The organism is Undibacterium sp. KW1, assembly GCF_009937955.1.
Classification (GTDB): Bacteria; Pseudomonadota; Gammaproteobacteria; order Burkholderiales; family Burkholderiaceae_D; genus Undibacterium.
Genome location: NZ_AP018439.1, coordinates 2,737,905 through 2,763,416, shown reverse-complemented (window position 1 = coordinate 2,763,416; position 25,512 = coordinate 2,737,905). Strand labels below are relative to the sequence as shown.

Sequence of the window (25,512 nt, the reverse complement as noted above, 5' to 3'; positions counted from 1 at the left end):
AAAAAGGGCGAACGACTGTTGCCCCATTTTTTGTTTCAAGCCACCATCGGCGACTTGAAACCATGTGCCAGAACAGGCAATTAAGCTTGTTCTACTTCTACAAACTCATCAGAACCTGGCTTAACAGCTTCCAAAACTTCGTTCACTGCGTTTGCACGGCCTTCCAGGATGGAATCGGCAACACCGCGAGCATACAAAGCGATTGCTTTGGAGGAGTCATCATTACCAGGGATGATGTATGCAACACCTTCTGGGGAGTGGTTAGTATCAACCACGCCGATAACCGGGATACCCAGTTTCGCTGCTTCAGTAATTGCACCTTTGTGGTAACCAACATCGACCACGAAAATTGCATCAGGAACGCCGCCCATATCCTTGATACCACCGATGGATTTTTGCAGCTTGATCATTTCGCGCTGGAACATCAGGGCTTCTTTTTTGGATAGCTTCTCAACAGAGCCGTCTTCGATGGAAGCTTCCATGTCTTTCAGGCGCTTGATAGATGTTTTGACTGTTTTGAAGTTAGTCAACATACCACCCAACCAGCGTTGATCAACGAAAGGCATGCCAGCACGTTGTGCTTCTGCTGCGATGATGTCACGGGATTGACGCTTGGTGCCAACCATCAACACTGTGCCGCGATTGGAAGACAATTGACGGATGTACTTCATCGCGTCCTGGTACATTGCCAGTGTTTTTTCCAGGTTGACGATATGAATCTTGTTGCGATGACCGAAGATGTACGGTGCCATTTTTGGATTCCAAAAACGGGTTTGGTGACCAAAGTGCACACCAGCTTCCAGCATTTCACGCATTGTTACAGACATAATAACTCCAGGGTTAGGTCTTGAATCCAGCCAGTGATCTCAGCAGTCCAGGCTCAATAATTAAGCGCTGCGAGACACCCTTTTCGACCGGATTCGATTGATAAAATATTAATTAGCAAGTACCGCATTTCTATACATCTACAAGCTAACCATCTATTCTACTATGAAAATCGCATTTCCCTCAAGTGCTGTCTTCGGTCGCATAATATCGCAAGGATGTCGGCCCGATACGGCAGCGCCCTTCATGGACTATAATTCCGGTTCTGCAACACTTTCGCAATTTTACTCAAACCAAGACTGTAGCGGATAAGCAAGCCTGGACTTGCCTGGCACAGAATTGCCAGGATTACTCCATTTGCGCGCTATACAAGTCTTGGTAAACGACAAGAAAACGTATGGAAGCTATTACTATCAAAACGCCGGAAGATATCGCCGGCATGCGCATCGCTGGCAAACTGGCTTCGGAAGTTCTCGATTACATCACGCCTTTCGTTAAAATTGGCGTGACAACGGGTGAACTGGACCGCTTGTGCCACGAATTCATGACCAATGTGCAAGGCACCATCCCCGCCCCGCTGAATTACTGCCCACCAGGTTATACACCTTATCCCAAAGCGATATGCACATCGGTCAACGATGTAATCTGTCACGGCATACCCGGCGACAAGGTTTTGAAAGACGGAGACTCAGTCAATCTGGATATTACCGTCATCAAAAATGGCTATCATGGCGACACCAGCCGCATGTTCCTGCTGGGCGAACCATCCATCCTGTCCAAGCGCCTGAATGCCATTACTTATGAATGCATGTGGCTGGGCATAGATAAAATCAAACCAGGTGCGCATCTCGGCGACATCGGCCATGTCATACAGCAGCATGCTGAGCGTGCGGGCTATAGCATAGTGCGTGAATTCTGTGGTCATGGCATAGGCAAGATATTCCATGAAGCACCGCAAGTCATGCATTACGGCAAGCCCGGCACCATGGAAAAACTCTTGCCAGGCATGATTTTTACGGTAGAACCCATGGTCAATGCCGGCCGACGCGACATCAAGGAAATGCCGGACGGCTGGACCATCAAGACCAAGGACCGCAGTTTGTCAGCGCAATGGGAGCATACTGTGCTGGTAACTGAAACCGGTTATGAAGTGCTGACCTTGTCGGCAGGCTATCCGCCTCTTCCGGACTTCATCAAACTCGCTTAAATCAAACTCGATTAAGACCCTGGTCACATGCAGACACCGGCACTCTCTTTCAAGGAAGAACTGAAATCAGCGCAACTGATCGTCATCAATGCGTTCAAGGAAAATCATAAGGCAGAGCAACTGCTGCATGATTTGTGCCGCAATGTCGATCAGCAACTCAGTAAAATCTGGCGTCACTTTGAGTTTCCGAAAGAGGCAGCGCTGGTCGCTGTAGGTGGTTACGGACGCGGTGAGCTTTTCCCCTACTCTGACGTTGATGTGTTGATACTGTTGCAGCAAAGGCCGGACGCCGCCATGCGCGACAAACTGGAAAAACTGGTACAGCTGTTCTGGGACATCGGCCTGGATATTGGTCACAGCATACGTACCATTGATGAATGTCTGCAGGAATCTGCAGCTGACATCACCGTGCAAACCAGCCTGCTGGAAGCACGCCTGGTTACCGGCAGCCGTAAATTATTCAAGGAAATGCAGCAACGGTATGCTGAGGCCTTGAATCCACAGAAGTTTTTTCAGGAAAAACTGCTGGAACTGCAACAGCGCCATGTCAAATACGAAGATACGCCCTATAGCCTGGAGCCCAATTGTAAAGAGAGCCCGGGTGGACTCAGGGACTTGCAAGTCATACTGTGGGTAGCCAAGGCAGCCAATCTGGGCAACTCCTGGCGTGAGCTAGCAGAGCGCGGCCTGATCACCGATATTGAGGCCCGCCAGTTAAAGCGCAATGAGCGCGCCTTCAAAGATATACGCATACGGCTACATATTTATGCAGGACGCCGTGAAGATCGTCTGATTTTCGACGTCCAGACACCAATAGCAGAAACCTTTGGCTTCAAGACCACAGAATCGAGGCGTGCCAGCGAATACCTGATGCAGCGCTATTACTGGGCCGCCAAGGCAGTCACGCAGCTCAATACCGTGTTGCTGCAAAACATAGAGGCAGTATTGTTCCCCCAGCCTTCTGTGCCCCGCCCGATTAATGAGCACTTCAACGAAGTGAATGGCTTCATTGATATCGCCAGGGATGACACGTTTGAAGCAAATCCATCGACCATACTGGAAGTATTTCTGGCGATGGCCAAGCATGGTGAACTCAAGGGCATGACGGCCAGGACCTTGCGTGCATTGTGGCATGCACGTTTGCTGATCGATGCCGAATTCCGCCACGATATTTTCAATCGCTCACTGTTCCTGCAAATCCTGCAGTCGCCGCAAGGGATTACCCATGCCCTGCGGCGCATGAACCAGATGAGTATTCTGGGACGCTATCTGCCCAACTTTCGCCGCATCATAGGCCAGATGCAGCATGACTTGTTTCATGCGTACACGGTGGATCAGCATATTCTCATGGTGGTGCGCAATTTGCGTCGATTCACCATGCCTGAGCATGCGCACGAATACCCTTTCTGCAGCCAATTGATGGCGAATTTTAATCAACCCTGGGTTTTGTATATCGCGGCCTTGTTCCATGATATTGCCAAGGGCCGTGGCGGCGATCACTCCATCCTTGGCATGGCTGATGCAAAAAAATTCTGTTATGACCATGGACTCAGCAAAGCCAATACCGAGCTGATTATTTTCCTGGTACAGAATCACCTGACCATGTCGCATGTGGCGCAAAAGCAGGACTTGTCTGACCCGGACGTGATACAAAATTTTGCCAACATCGTCAAGGATGAACGCCACCTGACGGCGCTGTATTTGCTGACGGTGTCCGACATACGTGGCACCAGCCCCAAGGTCTGGAATGCGTGGAAAGGCAAGCTACTGGAAGACCTGTACCGCATGGCTTTACGGGTACTGGGTGGAGAGGCGCCTAGCAAAGACAGGGAATTAAAAAATCGCCAGGAAGATGCATTGAAAGCCTTGCGCCTGTACGGCCTGGCACCTGACGCACATGAAAAATTCTGGCAACAACTGGATGTCGCCTATTTCCTGCGCCATGATGCATCAGATATCGCCTGGCAAACACGCGCCCTGCATGACCGTATAGACAGCCAGACACCCGTGGTGAAATGCCGCCTCTCACCCATAGGCGAAGGTTTGCAGATCACAGTCTATGTCAAAGACCAGCCCGACCTGTTTGCGCGTATCTGCAATTATTTTGACGGCAAGAACTTTGGCATTCTCGATGCAAAAATTCATACCAGCAAAAATGGCTATGCCCTTGATACCTTCCTGGTCATAGAACCGGCTTTTGCCAATAATTATCGTGACATCATTAATTTGATCGAACATGAGCTGACAGAGATACTGACACGCCAGACTCCCCTTTCCCCACCTAACCGGGGGCGCTTGTCACGCATGTCACGCACTTTCCCTATCGTGCCCACAGTCGATTTACGACCAGATGACCGTGGCCAGTATTATTTACTGTCGATCTCTGCGAATGACAGAAATGGCTTGCTCTATGCAGTGGCAAATATCCTGACTAAGTATAAAATCAATTTGCATACGGCCAAAATCATGACCCTGGGCGAAAGGGTAGAAGACGTTTTCATCGTCGATGGCCAGGCCTTGCAAGGTGCGCGTAGCCAGATACAGTTTGAAACCGACTTGCTGGATGCACTCAGAATTTAAACGCTGGCAACGCAATATTACAACCGAATAATCAACACCCTCGCCTGACCCACAACCAGACTCAGGCGAGACTACTCTAAAAGCATCATGACTGAACTTGTAAGACTCTCCAAACGCATGTCCGAACTTGGCCTTTGCTCCCGCCGCGAGGCCGACGAATGGATAGCGCGCGGCTGGGTCAGGGTTGATGGCAAAGTCATCTCTGAACTGGGCAGTAAGGTACTCCCGCATCAAAAAGTAACAGTGGAAAGACAAGCCGCCGCCGAGCAATCGAAACGTGTCACAGTACTCATCAACAAACCGGTAGGTTATGTCAGCGGCCAGGCTGAAGATGGCTACACACCTGCAATCGCCCTGATCAAGCCAGAAAACCGCTGGGTTGAAGATGAAGTTGATACCCAGTTCCACCCTACCCAATTGCGTAGCCTGGTACCCGCTGGCCGCCTGGATATTGATTCCGTTGGCCTGCTGGTATTGACCCAGGATGGCCGCATCGCCAAGCACCTGATAGGCGAAACCACGGTGGTGGAAAAGGAATACCTGGTGCGTGTGCAATACAGCAAGCCCGGACGCCTGCCCGATGCAGACCTGCGCCGCCTGAATCATGGTCTGTCACTCGATGGCAAGAAACTGCTGCCTGCCAAAGTCACCTGGCAAAATGAAGACCAGTTAAACTTCATCCTGCGCGAAGGCAAGAAACGCCAGATCAGGCGCATGTGTGACATGGTAGGCCTGAAAGTCATAGGCCTCAAACGTGTGCGCATAGGCAAGATCAAACTGGGTAAATTGCCAGAAGGCCAGTGGCGCTATCTGCGTGAAGATGAGCAGTTTTAATTTGTGTTCATCAAAATAAACAAAGGGCAAGAATTGAAATTCTTGCCCTTGTGTTTTGAAGTTACTGACTCAATCGTCGTCGTTAGGATCAAGCTCAGGAAACAGGACTTCAGTAAAACCAAACTGCGTCAGGTCTCGTATGCGCATGGGATACAGTATGCCATTCAGGTGATCGCACTCATGCTGTACGACACGGGCATGAAAACCATCAACATCGCGAGAGATACGCCTGCCAAACTGATCGAAACCTTCATAGCGAAGGGCGCTCCAGCGTGGCACAAGGCCGCGCATACCTGGTACCGAGAGGCAACCTTCCCATGCGTCATCAGTTTCTTCAGATAAAGGCGTGAGTACAGGGTTGATCAGTACAGTTTCTGGCACGACAGGTGCATCAGGATAACGGGGGTTATTCTTGAAACCGAAAATCACCAATTGCAGATTCACACCTATCTGAGGCGCTGCCAACCCTGCGCCATTAGCAGCAATCATGGTTTCAAACATGTCCTTGATAAGTTCATGCAATTCTGCCGTATCAAAGGCGGTGACTTGCTCCGCAACCCTTAACAGCCGTGGATCGCCCATTTTCAGGATAGGATGAATCATGGCGCACCAAATGTAGTAAGAGTAAATGACTTAATACAAATACGGCCAGTTTGTAGCTGGCCGCAGAATTGCATTATTTATTCAAAGATTGCAGGAATTCGGTAAATTCTGCACTGGTTTCCTTGTGTTTCAAACCGAGAGCAACACTGGCTTTCAGGTAGCCAAGCTTGGAGCCGCAGTCATACCGTGTTGCATTCGGACGGAAAGCATAGACAGGAAAATCTTTCAGCATGGCAGCTATACCATCGGTCAATTGAATTTCGCCACCCGAACCTTTTCCCAAAGTTTCCAGGTAAGAGAAAATACGACCAGACAAAATATAACGTCCAACTACTGCCAAGGTGGATGGCGCAACATCAGGCATAGGTTTCTCGACTATGCCCTGCACTCTTTCCAGACTTTCAGTATAAGGGGTGCCACTGACAATACCATATTGACGGGTAAATTCACGTGGCACGTTTTGCACGGCAATAATGCTTCCACCCTCTGCCTCATACTGGCGTGCCATTTGCGCCATGACAGAAGGTTGGCCGGCGTCGGCATCCATCAAGTCATCTGCCAGCAGCACAGCAAAAGGATCGTCGCCAATGACAGGACGTGCGCACAATACCGCATGACCCAAACCCAATGCAGCTGTCTGGCGTATGTAGATGCAGTTGATATTCTTGGGGATCACATTCCTGACCAGATCCAGCAAGGCTTCTTTACCTGCTGCTTCCAGTTCGCTTTCGAGCTCATAGGCTTTATCAAAATGATCTTCAATCGCCCGTTTATTTCTACCAGTGATGAACACCATTTCAGTAATGCCAGCTTCCACTGCCTCTTCAACCGCATATTGTATGAGTGGCTTATCAACGATAGGCAACATCTCTTTTGGTTGTGCCTTGGTAGCTGGCAGGAAGCGGCTACCCAAACCTGCCACTGGAAATACGGCTTTTTTAATTTTTCTCATTTCAGCTCCCGGAACAAAGTTGAAGCAATTCTGCTTCTGTCAAAATACTAATACCCAATTCTTGCGCTTTTACCAGCTTGCTTCCCGCATCGTCACCGGCAACCAGATAACTGGTTTTTTTTGATACTGAGCCTGACACTTTTCCACCAGCCTTCTCTATGACCTCTGTCGCCTGATCGCGACTCAGTGTGGGCAGTGTACCTGTCAATACCAGCGTCTTGCCTGCCAATACCTGCTCGCCTTTTTCCTGCACCTCAATAGCGGGCCAGTGTATGCCGGACGCCAGTAATTGCTCCACCAGTTCCACATTAAGTGGGTCAGAGAAGAAGCGCAAGATAGATTTTGCAACGACGGGCCCAACATCGGACACTTCCAGCAATTGTTCTTCCGTCGCCTTCATCAATGCATCTGCATTGCCAAAATGCGCAGCCAGATCTTTTGCTGTAGATTCACCGACATGGCGTATGCCCAGCGCATAGATAAAGCGAGGGAAACTGGTCAGCTTGGAAGTTTCCAGCGCACTCAATACATTTTGCGCAGACTTCTCTGCCATGCGGTCCAGTTCTACCAGTGAGCGCAACCCAAGCTTATATAAATCTGCGGCAGTTGTAACCACATTCTTGTCAACCAATTGATCAATGAGCTGCTCGCCAACGCCATCAATATTCATGGCCTTGCGGGAGGCAAAATGAGACAGCCCCCCTTTACGTTGTGCCGAACATTTTATCCAGCCACCGCTGCAGCGGGCAATCGCCTCATCTTCCGGCTTTTGTATGGGTGAGCCACAAATCGGGCATTCAACTGGCATGACAAACTGGCGAGAGTCTGCCGGACGTCTTTCCAATATGCTGGCGACAACCTCAGGTATGACATCACCAGCACGGCGCACAGAAACCGTGTCACCTATGCGTATATCCTTGCGCTGTATTTCTTCTTCATTGTGCAGGGTCGCATTGGTTACCGTGACGCCACCGACAAAAACCGGGGCCAACCTGGCAACTGGTGTAATGGCACCAGTTCTGCCAACCTGCACTTCTATATCCAGTACTGTCGTTAAAGCTTCCTGGGCCGGGAATTTGTGAGCAATTGCAAAGCGTGGCGCGCGTGATACAAAACCTAGCGACTGCTGACTGGCAAAATCGTTAACCTTATAGACTACGCCATCAATCTCGTAATCCAGGTTGTCGCGCCTGGCTTGAATTGTCTTGTAAAACGCCAGCAAACCAGACGCACCACTGACCAGGGCATTTTCTTCGCAGACTGGGATGCCTGCCTGCTTATACCAGTCCAGCAAGGCGCGATGTGAGGGAGGCACATTCATGCCTTCCAACAAGCCTATGCCATAGGCAAAGAAACGCAGGCTACGCTGGGCAGTAATTTTTGAATCAAGCTGACGCAGGCTGCCAGCAGCAGCATTACGCGGGTTGGCAAACTCTTTGGCACCGGCATCTCGCTGGCGCTGATTGAGTTTTTCAAAATCGCGTTTGAACATCAATACTTCACCACGCACATCCAATATCTTTGGCGGATTTTCTACCCGCAAGCGCAATGGGATGCTGCGTATGGTGCGAATATTTTCAGTGACATCCTCGCCAGTAAAACCGTCACCGCGTGTTGCTGCCTGCATGAACACGCCATCGACATACCGCAAGTTGATGGCCAGGCCATCAAACTTCAAATCTATCGCATAGACAATATCATTTTGCGCATCAAGCCCCTCACGGGCACGGCGGTCAAAATTAATGACATCCTCATCTTCAAAGCCATTATTCAGGGACAACATGGGCACGGCATGTTGTACCTGACCAAATTCAGGCAAAGGTGTTCCACCTACCCTATTCGTCGGTGAATCCAGGGTCTTTAATTCAGGATGCGCTTCTTCGAGATGCTGAAGTTCCGAAAACAGTCTGTCGTACTCAGCATCGGGGACACTGGGGTTATCCAGCACATAATAGGCATGGGCATGCCTGTTCAACTCTGCGCGCAGACTTTCTGCCTGTGCTACCAATGTTGAAGTATCTGCCGCCATGGCGGCAGCATCCAAAAGATCATTCTGCATGTCTGGAATAAATTAACTAAATAATCGCTGGGCACGCAAAGAGCCCGCAGGAATCTGCGCCTCTGCCATTGCCGCATAAAACTCATGAACCTGACCAGATATTTCATCCAACGCCAATTTGGAAATGGGTTGATTGCCATCATCTACGACCGTACCGCTCAGGCGAGTTGCCAGTGAGCGCGCACAAGCCGCCATGGCGCCGAAACCGTCGCGAGCAGGAGCAACGCAAGGCACATCCAGCAGCAAGGTCAGACGTGAAGTCATGGTCTCACTGACGCTGACATTCGTGGATAATGTGAACAGGCTACCACCATCACCGTCTGGCATCATCAGGCGGCCATCAGGACGCTGATCAAAGCCCATTTTTTCCAATGCTGCGAGCAAAGTATTCAAGGCCCATGGTGCCCCATTGGCAGCGATATTCACGCTCAATTGCGCATCGTGTTCAGCGACAAATTGATGCAGTTCACGGGCATTGACCATCACCTTGTTCATGTCCGGGATATCAGGGTGCGCACTCAGATTATCAGCAATCGCCCGCAACTTCATAATGAACTCGGAATATTCCAGCTCGTTCAAAGGTCCATTGCGGCTGACCATTTGCACACCGGCAAACAGGCAAGTGTAAGCACCACCGACGGCAATCACGTCACGCTCACCACTATGACTCTGTCCAATAAAGTGCACAGGTTTTTTACCCACGTATTTAAGGTCAGCAATTTCTGCCAGGATTTTTTCGCCGCGCACTGGTGTTTCAAACTCAAGCGGAATCACGCAATCGATTAACTCATCGACTGGCAGTTCTTTATTTTGTATCGCTACCGGTGCTTCCATTTCAGTGTCAGCATTTGCATGCATGGGCGCATGGTGTTGCGGCACATCTGCAACAGGCTGAACATCCCCATCAAGACTGGGTTCGTGTCTGACGATGGAATCGACAGGCGTATCAGGATGCATGAGGACATCATCATGTCCATCGCCAAACGCATTTTCAACGGTTTTCTTGGCTTTATACTCTTGCCATTTATTAAAAATCAGGACGCCAACCACCAGCGTTCCACCTATCGCTAACAAGCTGATTTGTAGATCTGTCATGCTGCTTGAACCTCAGTAGCAAAATTGACGGCAGATTCCATATCTACCGCCACGATTCGTGAAACCCCCTGTTCTTGCATGGTGACACCAATCAATTGTTGGGCCATTTCCATCGCAATCTTGTTATGGGAGATAAATAAAAATTGTGTGTTTGACGACATGCGTTTCACCATATTACAGAAACGCTCGGTGTTTGAGTCATCCAGCGGCGCATCAACCTCATCCAACAGACAGAAAGGTGCAGGATTCAACTGGAACATCGAGAATACCAATGCTGTTGCCGTCAGGGCTTTTTCACCGCCAGACAGCAAATGAATGGTGGCATTCTTTTTGCCAGGTGGTTGCGCCATGACTTGCACGCCAGAATCCAGGATTTCATCGCCTGTCATGATCAGTTTCGCCTGGCCACCACCAAATAAAATCGGGAAAAGTTCAGCGAAATGATGGTTCACCTTGTCAAAGGTATCTTGCAACAAGTCGCGTGTTTCAATATCAATCTTGTGAATGGCATCCTGCAAAGTCGTGATTGCCTCAGTCAGATCAGCATGCTGGGCATCGAGGAAGGTCTTGCGCTCGGTTGCCTGCGCCAGTTCATCAAGGGCAGCCATGTTCACAGCACCCAAAGCGGCAATCGCATTGGTCAGACGGGTAACCTCACCCTGCAGATAGGATGGCTTGAGATCATCATGCAGTTTTTGCGCTAAGACTTCTTCATCGACTTCAAAATTGCGCAATTGCTCTGCGTATTGTTCCTGGCTCAGACGTGCGGCCTGTTCTTTCAATTGCAATTCAACGATACGGTCACGCTGTGGTTGCAGGCTGCGTTCCACCTGCATTTTGGATTCTTCGTGATGGCGTAATTGCTGCGTCAGTTGATCGAGTTCATGGCGTGCGTTTGCCAAGGCAACTTCCTGAGAGCTGCGGCGGTCCAGCAAATCTTGCAGACCTGCTTGTGCTGCCTGATCATCCATGGATTCCAGTTCCAACTGGCCTTGCTGCATGCTGGCAAATAATTGCGCAGATTGTTCGAGAGCAGTCGCAATACTGCGGCGTAATTCTTCCAACTTGCTGCGATGGGATTTTTCTGCAAAAGCAGCTTCTTGCGCAGCCAGTTCCAGATCGCGCAAACGCTGCCTGGCTTCATTCAGTTGCTGTTCTTTTTCAAGATAAGCTGTTTGCCCTTCTTCATGGGTTTCCTGCAGCTCCGCCAAATCCATGTCCAACTGTTCAAACTTTTGTTCAGACTCAGCACGAATTTGTTGCTGTTCGGCTTCTTGCGCAGCAATCTCCGCTAGGTCACTGCCTATCTGTGTGCTGCGCTGATTAAAGCGCTCCTGCACTTCAGACAGTTTCATAAATTCAATTTGCAGGCTATGGGTAGTCTGCGTCAGGCTGCCCACACGCTGGCGTAAGTCCTGCAATTGCTGGGTTGCCTGGGTATAGACAGATTCAGCACGCACTGCGCGGGTCTTGGACTCATCTGCCAGCATGTGCTTGGCGCGGCATTGCTTGGTGATGTTTTCAATCTCTTGCTGACGTCCCAACACGCCGTCCTGCTCGGAATCGGAGGCGTAAAACCGTACACTGGAGCGGGCAATGACATGGCCTTGTTTGGTGATAAAACAGGCACCGGCTGGCAATTTAATCCTGTCCATGAAGGCAGAAGTAATATCTTCGGCGATATACACCTGATGCAACCAATCCTGCATCAAACCACGCAAACCAGCGTCATTAAGTTGCAGCAAATCAATGAAAGGTTTGAAGCCAGCCAGAGGCACTGTAGTTTCTGCTGCTATAGTTGGCGCACAAACAGCCAGCTTGGCAGGGGGCGCATCACCAAAAAAGGCCTTGGCCCAGTCCAGATTCGACATTTCCAGCGCTGCGGTACGTTCGCGCAGGATGGATTCCAGCGCAGTTTCCCAGCCAGCTTCAATATGAAGTTTTTGCCAGATTTTTGGCAGACCACTCAATTCGTGTTTTTCCAGCCAAGGCTGAACCTTGCCCTGACTTTGCACTTTTTCCTGCAATTGCTTCAGCGCCAGCAGACGTGCTTCCAGCTGCGCATATTCAGCACTATCCTGGTTCACTTGCTGCTGCGCCTGTTTCCGCTCATCCTCCAGCAAAGGCAGGCGCTCTTGCGCTTCTTCCAACTGCATGGTCAGTTCTTCCAGCACCTGCTTTTTCTCTTCCAGCTGCATGGACAGATTGTCCAGGTGCGTCGTATCCGGCAAAACCAACCCTTGCTTTTCCTGCATCAGGCGTTCACGCCTGGATGCCAGGGTATTCAGGATGTTCGAGGCATTACGCTGATGCGCAGATTCCAGCTCTATCTGCTGTTGCATCTGCATGATTTTGGCGCGTGATTCTGTCGTCTTCAGTTGCGACTCACGCCATATTTGCTCCATCGCTGGCAGTTTGTCTTGCTGTTGCTGGCTGACTTCCAGCGCCTGCTCGGCGCGCATGGCCAGTTCCTCTACATGGATTTCGCCTTCAGACAAATCATCCTGAAATTGCTTGCCCTGGTTTTGCCATTGATCGCGCTGTGCAGTCAGCGACTGCAATTGTGATTGTAAGCGGCTGCGTGATTCAATGACGAATTTGATTTGCGCTTCCAGGCTGCCAATCTCAGCGTTGGTCTGATACAAATGACCTTGCGCCTGATGCATGCGGTCACCGACTGCATAGTGCGCCTGGCGCATTTGCTCCAGCTCCAGCTCGACATGGCGCAGCTTGGCGGTTTGCTCTTCGAGGTCGGTCTGGGTCTTTTCTATCTCGGCGAAATGCTTTTTCTGTTCGTTTTCTGCTTCTTTTTTGCGCAGCAACCACAGCAGTTTTTGTTTTTCTTCCTGATCAGTCTGCAATTCTCGGAATTTATTGGCAACAACAGCCTGCGCCCCCAATCTTTCGAGGTTGTTATTCAGCTCACGCAAGATATCCTCAACGCGCACCAGGTTTTCATGGGTGTCGTGAATGCGGTTTTCTGTCTCGCGGCGGCGTTCTTTATAGCGGGAAACACCGGCAGCTTCCTCAAGGAAAATCCTTAATTCTTCTGGACGGGCTTCAATGATGCGCGAAATCATGCCCTGGCCGATAATCGCATAAGCGCGCGGACCCAGGCCTGTACCGAGGAAGATGTCCTGGATATCACGACGGCGCACAGGCTGCCCGTTGATGTAATAGGTCGAAGTGCCATCTCGCGTCAATGTGCGCTTGACGGCGATTTCAGCATATTGACTCCATTGACCGGCAGCTTTCCCCATACTATTGTCAAAAACCAGCTCGACCGATGAACGTCCAGCGGGTTTGCGATGGGTAGAACCGTTAAAGATAACGTCCTGCATGGACTCACCACGCAACTCAGAGGCTTTGGATTCACCCAAAACCCAGCGCACGGCATCAATAATATTGGATTTGCCGCAGCCATTAGGGCCGACGACACCAACCAGCTGGCCAGGAACCTGAAAATGAGTGGGATCTACAAAAGATTTAAATCCCGATAATTTAATAGAAGTTAATCGCACTTTATATAATTTTATTATCTTTTGCAGTCAAATCTACCGCGTATCGTATTAATGCCAAGGCCATCACTACCAGCCACGCTCCTGTATCGCTGCATCATACCATCGTAAGAGCAAAATTTTCAGTTTTCAAACTTATGACACAATTTACATATTAATCAGTATTTCGCACAAGTACAGATGAAAGCCTTTCTCTGTAGAATCCTCAGGACGCTATAATACGGATTGCAAATAAGAAGTAACAAGCTCAAGCAGACCAAATAAAATGCCGGAATACGGCCAACAGACCAGAGAAATTAGCTAAAAAGCCTGTTTGGCATCGACAACAATTCGAAAAATGACATTCAATCCCTACCTTAGTAAGTTGCAGCCGTATCCGTTCGAGAAACTGAAACGCCTGTTTGCCGATGTTGTGCCAAATTCCGGGTTTCCAGCCATCAGTCTGGGTATAGGCGAACCCAAGCACCCCACTCCCGCTTTGATCAAGGATGCCATAGTAGATAATATGGCAGGCTTGGCCAGTTACCCATCCACCGCTGGCTCGGATGCCTTGCGTAACTCCATTTCTGCCTGGCTGGGACGTCGCTACGGCATACCACCGCTAGATGCAGCAAACCAGATTTTACCGGTGATAGGCTCACGTGAAGCCTTGTTTGCCCTGGCACAAACCATCATAGACCACAGTGTCTGCAAAGATGGCTTGCCATTAGTGGTGTGTCCCAATCCTTTTTATCAGATTTATGAAGGAGCAGCATACCTGGCCGGGGCTGAACCCTACTTTGCCAATGCTGATCCTGAACGCAATTTTGCACCTGACTACAAGAGCATCCCCGAATCAGTCTGGCAACGTGTACAACTGCTGTACATCTGCTCGCCTGGCAACCCTACAGGTGCAGTGCTGAATCTGGACGACTGGAAAGAGTTATTTGCCCTGTCGGACCGTTATGGCTTTGTTATTGCCGCAGATGAATGCTATTCAGAGATTTACTTCAAGGAAGAAGCGCCACTGGGCAGCCTGCAGGCGGCACGTGCGCTGGGAAGAAATGAATACCCGCGTCTGATTACCCTGTCGAGCCTGTCAAAACGCTCAAATGTGCCTGGCATGCGTTCAGGTTTTGTGGCGGGAGATGCCGAAATCATCAAAAAATTCCTGCTGTACCGGACTTATCATGGTAGTGCCATGAGCCCAAACATACAGGCCGCCTCAGTCGTAGCATGGAATGATGAGGTGCATGTACAGGAAAATCGTGACAAATACATACGCAAATTTGCCCAGATCACACCCATACTGCAAGAAGTGCTGGATGTGAAGCTGCCTGATGCTGCCTTTTACCTTTGGGCAAGAATTCCTGATGCCATGGGTTTATCAGATACAGAGTTCGCCCGTCGCTTGTACGAGGAATATAATGTAACGGTTCTACCCGGCAGTTATCTGGCGCGCGAGGCCCATGGCATCAACCCTGGGCAAAACCGCATACGCATGGCCCTGGTGGCTGAACCTGAAGAATGCCTGGAAGCAGCACAAAGGATAGTCAGCTTTTGCAAGAATTTTACTCCAGCAGCAGTCTGATACTGCAGCCAAAAAGCAACCAAACGCAGACACAAGATTATTTCGGTTTTTATTTTTACATTTTCATTTGAAGACACTCAACATGACTCAACAATTACAGCAAATCATTGATCAAGCCTGGGAAGACCGCACAAATTTCTCGCCTAAATCTGCGCCGGCAGAAATCCGCGAGGCGGTTGCCCATGTCTTGAGCGAACTTGATGCAGGCACTCTGCGCGTAGCGCAAAAAATTGAGGGTAGCTGGCAAGTCAACCAATGGATCAAAAAAGCTGTATTACTGTCTTTCCGCCTGGAAGACAACATCACCATGCCTTCTGGTGAACATATGCAATTCTTTGACAAAGTGCCGACCAAGTTCGCCAATTACACGGCCGAAGACTTTGTCAAAGGAGGTTTCCGCGTAGTGCCACCAGCAGTGGCGCGCCGTGGCAGCTTTATCGCAAAAAACGTGGTGTTGATGCCTTCTTATGTCAACATCGGCGCTTATGTTGATGAAGGCGCGATGGTTGATACCTGGGCGACTGTCGGTTCCTGCGCACAAATCGGTAAAAACGTGCATTTGTCTGGCGGCGTTGGTATTGGTGGCGTACTCGAACCTATGCAAGCCAACCCGACCATCATTGAAGATAATTGCTTCATCGGTGCTCGTTCAGAAATCGTTGAAGGCGTGATCGTTGAAGAAAATTCCGTGATTTCCATGGGTGTATATATCGGCCAATCGACCAAGATTTATGACCGCGCCACAGGTGAAGTCAGCTACGGTCGCGTACCTGCTGGTTCAGTGGTTGTTTCCGGCAACCTGCCATCTGCTGACGGCAAATATAGCCTGTATTGTGCGGTGATTGTGAAGCGTGTCGATGCACAGACACGCTCCAAAACCAGCATCAATGAATTGTTGCGTGGCGCTTGATTAAGTTTTTATTGACGCCTTTTTTTGCATTTTATTTTAATAATTAGCTCAGTTTAGGGACACATCATGGCAGCGATGGAGAGGTTATTTCAACTGATGAAGGAAAAACATGCATCTGACATGTTTTTCGCGATGAATTCGCCCATACATTTGAAAATCAATGGCAATCTGCTCCCTATCAATCAGCAGAAGATGGATCAGGCAAACATCCTGTCGCTGCTCAGTGAAGTGGTAGATCCTGAGCACATGGAACAGCTGGAAGTAGAAAATGAACTGAATGTTGGTATTGGTGCTGCCGGCATAGGCCGTTTCCGCCTGTCGGCATTCCGCCAACGTGGTTCCATCTCAGCTGTCTTCCGTTACGTGCCTGGTGACATCCCAAAACTCGATACCCTGCATTTGCCTCCGGTATTGTCTGAGCTGATTATGGAAAAACGTGGTTTGATCTTGCTGGTCGGCTCGACCGGCTCAGGCAAGTCGACCACGATAGCATCCATGCTGGATCACAGGAATGAAGTCAAGACTGGTCATATCCTGACGCTGGAAGACCCGATTGAATTCTTGTTCCGCAGTAAAAAATCCATCGTCAACCAGCGTGAAATTGGGAGTGATTCTGAAAGTCTGAAAACAGCACTGAAGAATTCGCTGCGCCAGGCACCAGACTGCATCCTGATTGGCGAAATTCGCGATCTGGAAACCATGATGGCAGCGATTGCCTATGCGCAATCCGGCCATCTGGTCTTGGCGACCCTGCATGCGAATAATAGTTACCAAGCCTTAAACCGTATCATCAGTTTCTTCCCCATGGAAACGCGTAATGCCTTGCTGCTGGATTTGTCTTCTTCCATACGCGCGATTATCTCGCAACGCCTGATACGTGCAAAAGATGGCGGCCGCTGCCCTGCAGTCGAGATCATGCTCAATACCCGCTACGTTGCTGAATTGATAGAACAAGGTGACATCTTCCAGATCAAGGAAGCGATCGAGAAAAGCTTGTCACCTGGTTCGCAAACCTTTGAACGCGCCCTCATGCATTTGATACGTGAAGGTTTGATCACGCAAGAAGAAGGTTTGGCCAATTCTGATTCTGCCAATAATCTGTTATGGCTGTTGAACAATGAAGCATCCACTGCTGTAGCTCCAAAGCCTGAACCAGAGCCAGAAACCAAAGAAGAAGCTTCTTTCACAGAATTTACCTTGAACGTATAAAAAAGTATGACGCGAAGCATTACCCTGTTTGGCATTCCAAACTGTGACACCGTTAAAAAAGCCCATACCTGGCTGCAAGAGCAGGAACTTGCTTTTGAATTCCACGATTTCAAAAAACAAGGCTTGAACCGTGCCACCATAGAAACATGGCTGGAACATCAAGGCCTGGATGTGCTGATCAACCGCAAAGGTACCACCTGGCGTGCGCTCAGCGATGCAGAAAAAGCTTCGGCTGAAGATGCAGAACAGGCCATCGCACTCATGCTGAATAAGCCATCTGTCATCAAACGCCCGGTATTGCTGATCAATAACGATGGCAAATCCCAAGTGAATGTCGGTTTTTCTGTGCCGCAATACCAGTCCATTTTCCATAAGTAAACATGAGCAAAACACTTGCCCTGACCGAACAGCTGATTGCGCTGGATTCTGTCACACCTGAAGACAAAGGCTGCCAAAACACTTTGATCGCCCTGCTGGAACCCTTGGGCTTCCAGTGCGAAACCATACAGTCTGGTGACGTAACCAATCTGTGGGCCAGACGTGGTCAGACCCAGCCCTTGCTGGTGTTTGCTGGCCATACTGATGTAGTACCTACTGGCCCTGTCACACAATGGCAGTCAGCCCCATTTACGCCTACTCACAGGGATGGCAAGCTGTATGGCCGCGGTGCTGCTGATATGAAAACTTCCATCGCCGCCTTTGTCGTGGCAACAGAAGAATTTATCGCTGACCACCCGGATCATAAAGGCTCTATCGGTTTTCTTATCACCAGTGATGAAGAAGGCCCGGCGACGGACGGCACAGTGGTCGTTTGCGAAAAGCTCAAAGCTCGTGGCGAACTGCTTGATTACTGCATCGTTGGCGAACCAACATCCGTAGATAAACTGGGTGACACCACCAAGAATGGCCGTCGCGGTACCATGTCAGGCAAGTTGATCGTCAAAGGTGTGCAAGGCCATATCGCCTATCCGCAACTGGCAAAAAACCCTATCCACCTTGCGGCACCCGCAATGGCAGAACTGGTAGCTGAAGTCTGGGATGAGGGCAATGAGTATTATCTGCCCACATCCTGGCAAATGTCGAATATCCATGCCGGCACCGGTGCTTCCAATGTTATCCCTGGCGAAGCGGTTATCGATTTCAATTTCCGTTTTTCCACTGCCAGCACAGCCGAGGGTCTGCAACAACGTGTGCATGCAATACTCGACAAACACGGTCTTGAATATGAGTTGAAATGGACAGTCGGTGGACATCCCTTCCTGACACCCAAAGGCAGTCTCAGCGATGCACTGGGTGATGCGATACGTGCTGAAACTGGCATAGAAACCGAACTTTCCACTACTGGAGGTACATCTGATGGCCGTTTCATCGCCAAGATCTGTCCACAGGTTGTGGAATTTGGTCCGCCGAATGCCAGCATCCATAAAATTGACGAACACATAGAGCTTCAGTACATAGACCCGCTCAAGAACATTTATCGCCGCACTCTGGAAAACCTGCTGACCTAAGCTTTAGTTCCGCTCACCACTGGCCGATACGGAAACAATATGACTACACCCGCTACCACCTTCCTGACCCTGCGTGATTTATTGCGCTATGCCGTCACCCGTTTCAACAAAGAGAAACTGTTCTTTGGTCATGGCAGTGCCAATGCCCTGGATGAAGCTGCTTATTTGCTGCTGCATACCCTGCACCTGCCACTGGACAAGATAGACCCCTTCCTGGATGCGCATTTATTGCCGTCAGAAATAGATGCCGTATTGCGCGTGATTGACAGACGTGCAGTAGACCGTGTGCCTGCTTCCTACATTACTAATGAAGCCTGGCTCGGCACTTATACTTTCTACGTAGATGAGCGTGTTATCGTGCCGCGCTCTTTCATCGCTGAACTGATACCTGAACATTTTTCACCCTGGGTGTCGAACCCTGAGGCCATCACCAACATCCTGGAACTGTGCACTGGCTCTGGCTGTCTGCCCATCATGCTGGCCGATATGTTCTCTGAGGCGCATGTCGATGCCGTCGATATTTCCAAAGATGCGCTGGAAGTGGCAAAACGTAATGTCGCAACCTATGAATTGCAGGACCGTATTACCCTGATCGAGTCTGATCTGTATGCAAATGTGCCCGACAAGAAATATGACCTGATTATTACCAACCCACCCTATGTGAATTCTGGCTCTATGGCAAAATTGCCCAAAGAGTACCTGCACGAACCACAGATCGCACTGGCCGGTGGTGATGATGGCATGGATCTGGTACGCAAGATAGTCGCAGGGGCAGCACAACGTCTGACCGAAGATGGTTTGCTGATGGTGGAAATTGGCAATGAACGTACCTTTGCCGAAGCTGCCTTCCCTGAACTGAACCTGACCTGGTTGAGTACCAGTGCCGGTGACGACATGGTATTTTTGGTAGAGGCTGAGCAGTTGAGCAATTTCACTGCATAAATCTGTGTAGTGCCGTGTAATAAACATCATGAAGACGGGCAAAACCAGTTTTGCCCGTTTTTCCATTTTTTCGCATCAACAATAGTATTACCCATTAATTAAGTTTATATGATACGTCTTCAACAAGTCGTCCTGGCGCGCGGCATTAAACCTTTATTTGACAGCGTCGATGTGACGCTCAATCCCGGCGACAAGATAGGCTTGATCGGCTCCAACGGTGCAGGCAAGTCCAGCCTGTTTGCCATGTTGCGTGGTGAATTGCATCCTGATCAGGGTAGCATCGATTTCCCAGCCAAGTGGCAGCTTGCGCACGTCGCGCAAGAAACACCACCGCTGGAACGCAGCGCCATTGACTACGCGATAGATGGCGACGTCGCCTTGCGTAAACTCGAAGCACAACTGGCCGAACTCGAAGCCCAACCAGAAAGCTATGAAAACGGTATTGCCATTGGCAATATGTATGGTGCACTGGCCGATGCCGATGCCTATACCGTACGCCCGCGTGCCGAACAATTGCTATTAGGCCTGGGTTTCAAGATCAATGAACTGGAACAACCAGTCGCCAGTTTTTCTGGTGGCTGGCGCATGCGTCTGAACCTGGCACAGGCACTGATGTGCAAATCCGACCTGCTGTTACTTGATGAACCAACCAATCACCTGGATCTCGATGCCATCATCTGGCTGGAAGACTGGCTGAAACGTTATGAAGGCACGCTGATCATCATCTCGCATGACCGCGACTTCCTTGACGGTGTAGTAAATGTCATCGTCCATATTGATGAACGCAAGCTCAAGCGCTATGGTGGCAACTATTCCGGCTTTGAACGCCAGCGTGCAGCACAGCTGGAGCTGGCGCAAGGCATGCTGGAGAAACAAAATCGCAAGCGCGCCCATTTGCAATCCTTTATCGACCGCTTCAAGGCCAAGGCATCCAAAGCCAAGCAGGCACAGAGCCGCATCAAGGCACTGGCACGCATGGAAGAAATGGCGCCTTTGCGCGCCGCTGCTGAATTTTCTTTTGAGTTCCGTGAACCTCTGAGTGCACCAAACCCCATGCTGGTGATGGAAGATGTGGATTGTGGCTATCGCATTGAATCAGAAACTGATCATAGTTTTACTGAGAAAAAGATCGTCGGCGATGTCAAGTTTACACTGCAAATTGGCCAGCGCATTGGCCTTCTCGGTGTGAATGGTGCGGGTAAATCAACGCTGATCAAAACCATCGTCGGCGATATTGCACCTTTGAACGGTGTCATGCAAACCGGCAAGGGCTTGTCCATCGGTTATTTTGCACAGCACCAGGTAGAGATGTTGCGTCATGACGAATCACCACTGTGGCATTTGGCCCATATTGCGCCTGATGTACGTGAGCAGGAGTTGCGTAACTTCCTCGGTGGTTTCAACTTCCCAGGTACCATGGTGACCAGCCCTATCAAGCCATTCTCAGGAGGTGAAAAAGCCCGCCTGGCGCTGGCGATGATCGTCTGGCAGCGTCCCAACCTATTGCTGCTCGATGAACCAACTAACCATCTGGACCTGGAAACCCGCGAAGCCCTGACTGATGCCCTGGCGCAGTTTGAAGGCACACTGGTCGTCGTCTCCCATGACAGGCATTTGCTGCGCGCCACGACGGACCAGTTCATCATCGTGGCTGATGGCAAGCTGCAGCCATTCGATGGCGATCTTGACGATTACAAAGACTGGCTGTTCAAAAACAAACTGGAAAAGGCCAACCCCGCCCTGCCAGAAAAAACCAAGGCTCAGGAAGCTGCTTTACCTCAGGCGAAACCTGTTCCCGCTGCAAAAGTCGATGACAAGGAACAGCGTAAACGCGACGCTGACGAACGCACGCGCCTTGCAAATCTGCGCAAGCCAATAGAAACACGCATCAAACGTCTTGAAGAGCAAATGGCCAAGTTGAACATCAAAAAGAAAGACATCGATGCGCAGTTGGAAGATGGTGAAATCTATAACGATGCCAATAAGGAAAAGCTGAAGGCACTGTTACTTGATCAGGCTTATGTCGTCAAGGAACTGGGGCAAATCGAAGCTGACTGGCTGGAACAGCAGGAATTTCTGGAAGCAGTAGAATAAAGCAAAGGGGCGCATTTAGCGCCCCTTGTTTTTTGATTCAAGGATTAAATCCAGTCACATGGATCAACCTGGTAATACACCCGCAACTGTTCATACAAGGCGGGGTGATACTGAGCAAGGTCGCGGCTTTTTTTGAAAAAGGCTTCCGTCACGACAGCAAAAAACTCTGCCGGATTAGTCGCACCGTAAGGATCAATGATGGTAGCAAGATTATTGGCTATCGCCTGATGCAGTTGAGCATACTCTCTTTCCATCAACGCCGACCATGCCTTGTAAGCTGCGGCTGACTTCAAAGCGGGTGCGCCATTAGTCGTTCCCGTTTCGCTATCAAGCTGGTGGGCGAATTCATGAATAACCACATCTTGTCCCCGCGCTTCATTATCGGAATTATGCGCAACCTGATCCCATGCAAGTATAACCCTGCCATCACTCCATGATTCGCCACTGAGACCCTGATTAGTATGCGTGACGATACCGTCGGCATTCATTTGTGTCCGGGGTGCCACGAATGCTGATGGATATACCAGCACATGCGTAAGCTGCGGATACACATCCGATTCACGGTTCAGCAGCAGCAAACAGGCCTTACCCGCAATCGTTACCCTGATTTCATCAGTAATAATCAAACCACCGCAACCGACAAAGGTTTTTTGATAGAGGAACTGCCGTATGCGTTTCTTCAATTGCATTTGCAAATCGGTTGGCATACGCGTGTATCCAGGCAGGTTTTTGCGTAATATTTTTGAATAATTTAGCGGAAAAGCCTGCGACAGCACATGACGCAAACGCAGCTTGGGCAAGACAACGATGCCAAGTACGAGTAAAACAAGAATAAGGAGTAACCATTCCATATCGACAAGCCCATGAGGATTGCGAATGTGATTTGCATCTGACATTCGTTGATCAGATGCAAATGGGCGCAATGGAGGCAAACTCAATAGCAATTAATATATAAGTGCCCGCCTCTTGAAAACCAGCTTATCAGATCACAGGGTATAAAATAATATGAATTAATCAATTTCATGAAATGCAACAAACACTGTTTTTTCTTACCAGCTTGAAGCAATAATTATGAAACATTGGGAAACCATAAGCTCAACAATATTGATCAACGATGCGTGGCTAACACTGACAGCAGATACCTTCCTGATCCCAAATGGGCAAACAATCACGCCTTACTATGTGCTTCACGAAGCAGACTGGGTGCATGTGTTTGCCCAGGCAGATGATGGCCGCATATTGACGGTAAAACAGTTTCGCTATGCAGCCAAAACGGTCTGCATAGAATTACCTGGTGGCGTCATCGACAACGGTGAGACACCTCTCTGTACAGCACAAAGGGAGTTATTGGAAGAAACCGGCTATACCGCTACTCATTGGCAGCCACTGGGGAAAATGTACGCTAACCCAGCCCGCCAGACCAATACCATCCATATATTTTTTGCCACTGGGCTTAAATTAAAGGCCAGGCAACAACTGGATGCATCAGAAGATATAGAATTCAATTTTCTGTCGCTTCCTCAAATACAGCAAAAAATAGAAACCAATGAGTTCTCTCAAGCACTGCACATCGCCTCATTTTACCGAGCGTTGCAGTCATTAACCTTGAATACAAATAAATAATGAGAAGCAGCCTCAAAAAAAAGATCATCGAAATATGCAATAACAAAATAGAACAAAAAGGCAGCAATGTTGGTCTATCCTTTTATGCCTTCTTTGCCAACAAAAACGATGACCCGCAATTACTGATGGAAGCTGCCACATGGTGGATCATGGAAAACAAGTTTGATCACTTCGAAAAGGCAGTCAAGATCAAAACCATCGTTGAAGCTCTGGAGGCAAGCTGAACAATTAGAAGCGCCCTGCAACAATAGAAAAGCGCAGGCATAATAAAGAAATCAAACAACTTCTTCATTCAGGCATTTCTCCAAGACATGAGCGCACTCTTCTCCCCCATTAAGCTTGGTTCGCTAAGCTTAAAAAACCGCATCATCATTGCCCCCATGTGCCAGTACTCTGCAGAAGATGGCAAGGCGACTGACTGGCATCTTATTCATCTGGGTGGGCTTGCCTTGTCTGGTGCCGGCTTATTGATACTGGAAGCCACTGCTGTAGAAGCGATAGGCCGTATCTCTCCTGGTGACCTGGGTTTATGGTCAGATGAAACAGAAGCGGCGCTAGCGAAAGTATTGACTTCGATACGCAAGCATTCTGCCATGCCCATTGCGATACAGCTGGGTCATGCCGGACGCAAAGCTTCCAGCCAGGCTCCGTGGCATGGCGGTCAATTGATTGCACTGGAAGACGGTGGTTGGCAAATGGTGGCACCCTCTGCACTGCCGCATGCGCAAGCTGAGCGTGCACCATTGGCACTGGATGAGGCTGGCCTGCAACGCGTAAAACAGGCTTTTGTTGATGCGGCGGTACGCGCACACCGCTTGGGTATCAATGCAATTGAGATACATGCGGCGCATGGTTATTTGCTGCATCAATTTTTATCTCCCATATCCAACCAGCGCACAGATCAATATGGTGGTTCAGTGGAAAACCGCTTAAGGTTTCCCCTGGAAGTATTTGATGCTGTGCGGGCAGCGGTTCCTAAAGACAGCATGGCAGTTGGCTTGCGTTTGTCGGCAACCGACTGGGTGGAAGGTGGTCTGGATATCTCACAAAGCAAACTCTTTGTCCAGCAATTGCAAGAACGCGGCTGTGACTTTATCCACGTTTCCAGCGGTGGGGTTTCACCTGATCAGAAAATCCCACTGGGACCTGGTTATCAAGTGCATTTGGCTGAAGAAATCAAGCAGCAATGCAGCATACCTGTAATTGCAGTGGGCTTGATCACGGATGCCCATCAGGCAGAAGAAATTATTACTACCGGCAAAGCTGATGCCATCGCCATCGCTCGTGGCATATTGTATGACCCACATTGGCCCTGGCATGCAGCGGCGCAATTAGGCGCGACAGTGGATGCGCCAAAGCAGTACTGGCGCTCTCAACCGCGTGATCAGAAAAACCTGTTTGGTGACACCCGCATAGGGCAAAGATAAACAAGAAGTAGGTAACGTCACAAAGCTGCGGCACTGCAGCTTTGTGACGCGTGATCAGGCAGTCACCTGCTCTTCTGCCCATTGATTACGCATGGAATCACTATCCGGACGTCGGCCCAACCAAGATTCATAAGCACCTGCATCAAACTGTACGACGTTGCAGTTTTCTACCGAGATCAGATGCGCAACCACAGACTGCTGTGGCCTCCACATGATTGATTCACGATACGGCAAGGTGCACCAGTCTTCAAAGCTGTCGTACCAGACTAGTGCTACTGGTTTTTTGCTGACCCCGGGCGGCATTTGCAGGTAGTAGGTTTTTATCGCTGTCTGCGTATCTGTAATTGCCTTCTTGCGGCACACCATGAGGTAATTAATCATGGATATCACATCTTGCGGTATCTTTTGCGCTCCTGCTTCCCAGTTACTCCAGGTGCGTACTGAGACACCGCCAATCAGTTCTGCCGCTTCATGCTGGCTGAAATGCAGCAAACTGCGCATAGCCTTCAAACTTACACCATTCATATTTATTCTTTACTCAAAATTTTATTGCTGC

Annotated in this window: 21 protein-coding genes; 13 read left to right on the top strand and 8 right to left on the bottom strand. The window is 49.6% G+C overall.

The genetic code is table 11. The features are described from left to right. Positions 1-80 precede the first annotated feature (80 nt). Positions 81-827 (bottom strand): 30S ribosomal protein S2, encoded by a 747-nt coding sequence (gene rpsB / locus UNDKW_RS12490; RefSeq protein ID WP_110253518.1) that lies wholly within the window; start codon positions 825-827, stop codon positions 81-83. 395 nt (positions 828-1,222) lie between these two features. Between rpsB and map the strand changes: the two genes are divergently transcribed. From map to UNDKW_RS12475, 3 genes are all read left to right on the top strand, one after another. Continuing rightward, positions 1,223-2,032 (top strand): type I methionyl aminopeptidase, encoded by an 810-nt coding sequence (map, locus tag UNDKW_RS12485; protein WP_162058949.1) that lies wholly within the window; start codon positions 1,223-1,225, stop codon positions 2,030-2,032. Between the two features lie 27 nt (positions 2,033-2,059). Further along, entirely contained in the window at positions 2,060-4,612 is a 2,553-nt protein-coding gene (locus UNDKW_RS12480; RefSeq protein ID WP_162058948.1) for a [protein-PII] uridylyltransferase, read from the top strand. Between the two features lie 87 nt (positions 4,613-4,699). Next, on the top strand, positions 4,700-5,446 hold the full coding sequence (locus tag UNDKW_RS12475) for a pseudouridine synthase (RefSeq protein ID WP_162058947.1): 747 nt from the start codon (positions 4,700-4,702) through the stop codon (positions 5,444-5,446). A 69-nt stretch (positions 5,447-5,515) separates the two neighbouring features. On the opposite strand, the gene def is transcribed toward UNDKW_RS12475, so the two are convergent. The 5 genes from def to smc all read right to left on the bottom strand — a co-directional run bounded on the left by def (position 5,516) and on the right by smc (position 13,676). Next, positions 5,516-6,049: a peptide deformylase gene (gene def, locus UNDKW_RS12470; protein WP_162058946.1), complete on the bottom strand. Its 534-nt coding sequence runs from the start codon at positions 6,047-6,049 to the stop codon at positions 5,516-5,518. Between the two features lie 73 nt (positions 6,050-6,122). Then, entirely contained in the window at positions 6,123-7,001 is an 879-nt protein-coding gene (gene galU / locus UNDKW_RS12465) for a UTP--glucose-1-phosphate uridylyltransferase GalU (RefSeq protein ID WP_162041346.1), read from the bottom strand. Position 7,002: 1 nt separating this feature from the next. Then, positions 7,003-9,060 carry an NAD-dependent DNA ligase LigA gene (gene ligA, locus UNDKW_RS12460; RefSeq protein ID WP_162058945.1) on the bottom strand — a complete coding sequence of 686 codons (2,058 nt, stop codon included), beginning with the start codon at positions 9,058-9,060 and terminating at the stop codon, positions 7,003-7,005. Positions 9,061-9,072: 12 nt separating this feature from the next. Continuing rightward, entirely contained in the window at positions 9,073-10,155 is a 1,083-nt protein-coding gene (locus UNDKW_RS12455; protein ID WP_162058944.1) for a cell division protein ZipA C-terminal FtsZ-binding domain-containing protein, read from the bottom strand. Continuing rightward, on the bottom strand, positions 10,152-13,676 hold the full coding sequence (smc, locus tag UNDKW_RS12450) for a chromosome segregation protein SMC (protein ID WP_162058943.1): 3,525 nt from the start codon (positions 13,674-13,676) through the stop codon (positions 10,152-10,154). The genes UNDKW_RS12455 and smc overlap by 4 nt, the downstream gene beginning before the upstream one ends. 334 nt (positions 13,677-14,010) lie before the next feature. Between smc and dapC the strand changes: the two genes are divergently transcribed. From dapC to UNDKW_RS12415, 7 genes are all read left to right on the top strand, one after another. Beyond that, positions 14,011-15,243 (top strand): succinyldiaminopimelate transaminase, encoded by a 1,233-nt coding sequence (gene dapC, locus UNDKW_RS12445; RefSeq protein ID WP_162058942.1) that lies wholly within the window; start codon positions 14,011-14,013, stop codon positions 15,241-15,243. Between the two features lie 82 nt (positions 15,244-15,325). Then, positions 15,326-16,153 carry a 2,3,4,5-tetrahydropyridine-2,6-dicarboxylate N-succinyltransferase gene (gene dapD, locus UNDKW_RS12440; RefSeq protein ID WP_162041341.1) on the top strand — a complete coding sequence of 276 codons (828 nt, stop codon included), beginning with the start codon at positions 15,326-15,328 and terminating at the stop codon, positions 16,151-16,153. A gap of 66 nt (positions 16,154-16,219) precedes the next feature. Further along, positions 16,220-17,362, top strand: coding sequence for a PilT/PilU family type 4a pilus ATPase (locus UNDKW_RS12435; protein WP_232063357.1), 1,143 nt, complete (start codon positions 16,220-16,222; stop codon positions 17,360-17,362). 6 nt (positions 17,363-17,368) lie between these two features. After that, positions 17,369-17,740 (top strand): ArsC family reductase, encoded by a 372-nt coding sequence (locus tag UNDKW_RS12430; protein ID WP_162058941.1) that lies wholly within the window; start codon positions 17,369-17,371, stop codon positions 17,738-17,740. Between the two features lie 2 nt (positions 17,741-17,742). After that, positions 17,743-18,870, top strand: coding sequence for a succinyl-diaminopimelate desuccinylase (dapE, locus tag UNDKW_RS12425; protein ID WP_162058940.1), 1,128 nt, complete (start codon positions 17,743-17,745; stop codon positions 18,868-18,870). 39 nt (positions 18,871-18,909) lie between these two features. After that, positions 18,910-19,812 (top strand): 50S ribosomal protein L3 N(5)-glutamine methyltransferase, encoded by a 903-nt coding sequence (prmB, locus tag UNDKW_RS12420; protein ID WP_162058939.1) that lies wholly within the window; start codon positions 18,910-18,912, stop codon positions 19,810-19,812. Between the two features lie 108 nt (positions 19,813-19,920). Next, positions 19,921-21,906 (top strand): ATP-binding cassette domain-containing protein, encoded by a 1,986-nt coding sequence (locus tag UNDKW_RS12415; protein ID WP_162058938.1) that lies wholly within the window; start codon positions 19,921-19,923, stop codon positions 21,904-21,906. Between the two features lie 44 nt (positions 21,907-21,950). Here the strand turns inward: UNDKW_RS12415 and UNDKW_RS12410 are convergent, their stop codons facing one another. After that, complete coding sequence (locus tag UNDKW_RS12410; RefSeq protein WP_162058937.1) at positions 21,951-22,757, bottom strand: zinc-dependent peptidase; 807 nt, start codon at positions 22,755-22,757, stop codon at positions 21,951-21,953. A gap of 220 nt (positions 22,758-22,977) precedes the next feature. Here UNDKW_RS12410 and UNDKW_RS12405 point away from each other — a divergent pair, with 220 nt between their 5' ends. The 3 genes from UNDKW_RS12405 to UNDKW_RS12395 all read left to right on the top strand — a co-directional run bounded on the left by UNDKW_RS12405 (position 22,978) and on the right by UNDKW_RS12395 (position 24,956). Further along, positions 22,978-23,529, top strand: coding sequence for an NUDIX hydrolase (locus tag UNDKW_RS12405; RefSeq protein WP_162058936.1), 552 nt, complete (start codon positions 22,978-22,980; stop codon positions 23,527-23,529). Then, entirely contained in the window at positions 23,529-23,753 is a 225-nt protein-coding gene (locus tag UNDKW_RS12400; RefSeq protein WP_162058935.1) for a DUF6500 family protein, read from the top strand. Before UNDKW_RS12405 ends, UNDKW_RS12400 begins: the two co-directional genes overlap by 1 nt. Positions 23,754-23,840: 87 nt before the next feature. After that, complete coding sequence (locus UNDKW_RS12395) at positions 23,841-24,956, top strand: NADH:flavin oxidoreductase/NADH oxidase (protein ID WP_162058934.1); 1,116 nt, start codon at positions 23,841-23,843, stop codon at positions 24,954-24,956. Positions 24,957-25,010: 54 nt separating this feature from the next. On the opposite strand, the gene UNDKW_RS12390 is transcribed toward UNDKW_RS12395, so the two are convergent. After that, positions 25,011-25,481 carry a DUF1870 family protein gene (locus tag UNDKW_RS12390; RefSeq protein WP_162058933.1) on the bottom strand — a complete coding sequence of 157 codons (471 nt, stop codon included), beginning with the start codon at positions 25,479-25,481 and terminating at the stop codon, positions 25,011-25,013. Positions 25,482-25,512: the final 31 nt, after the last annotated feature.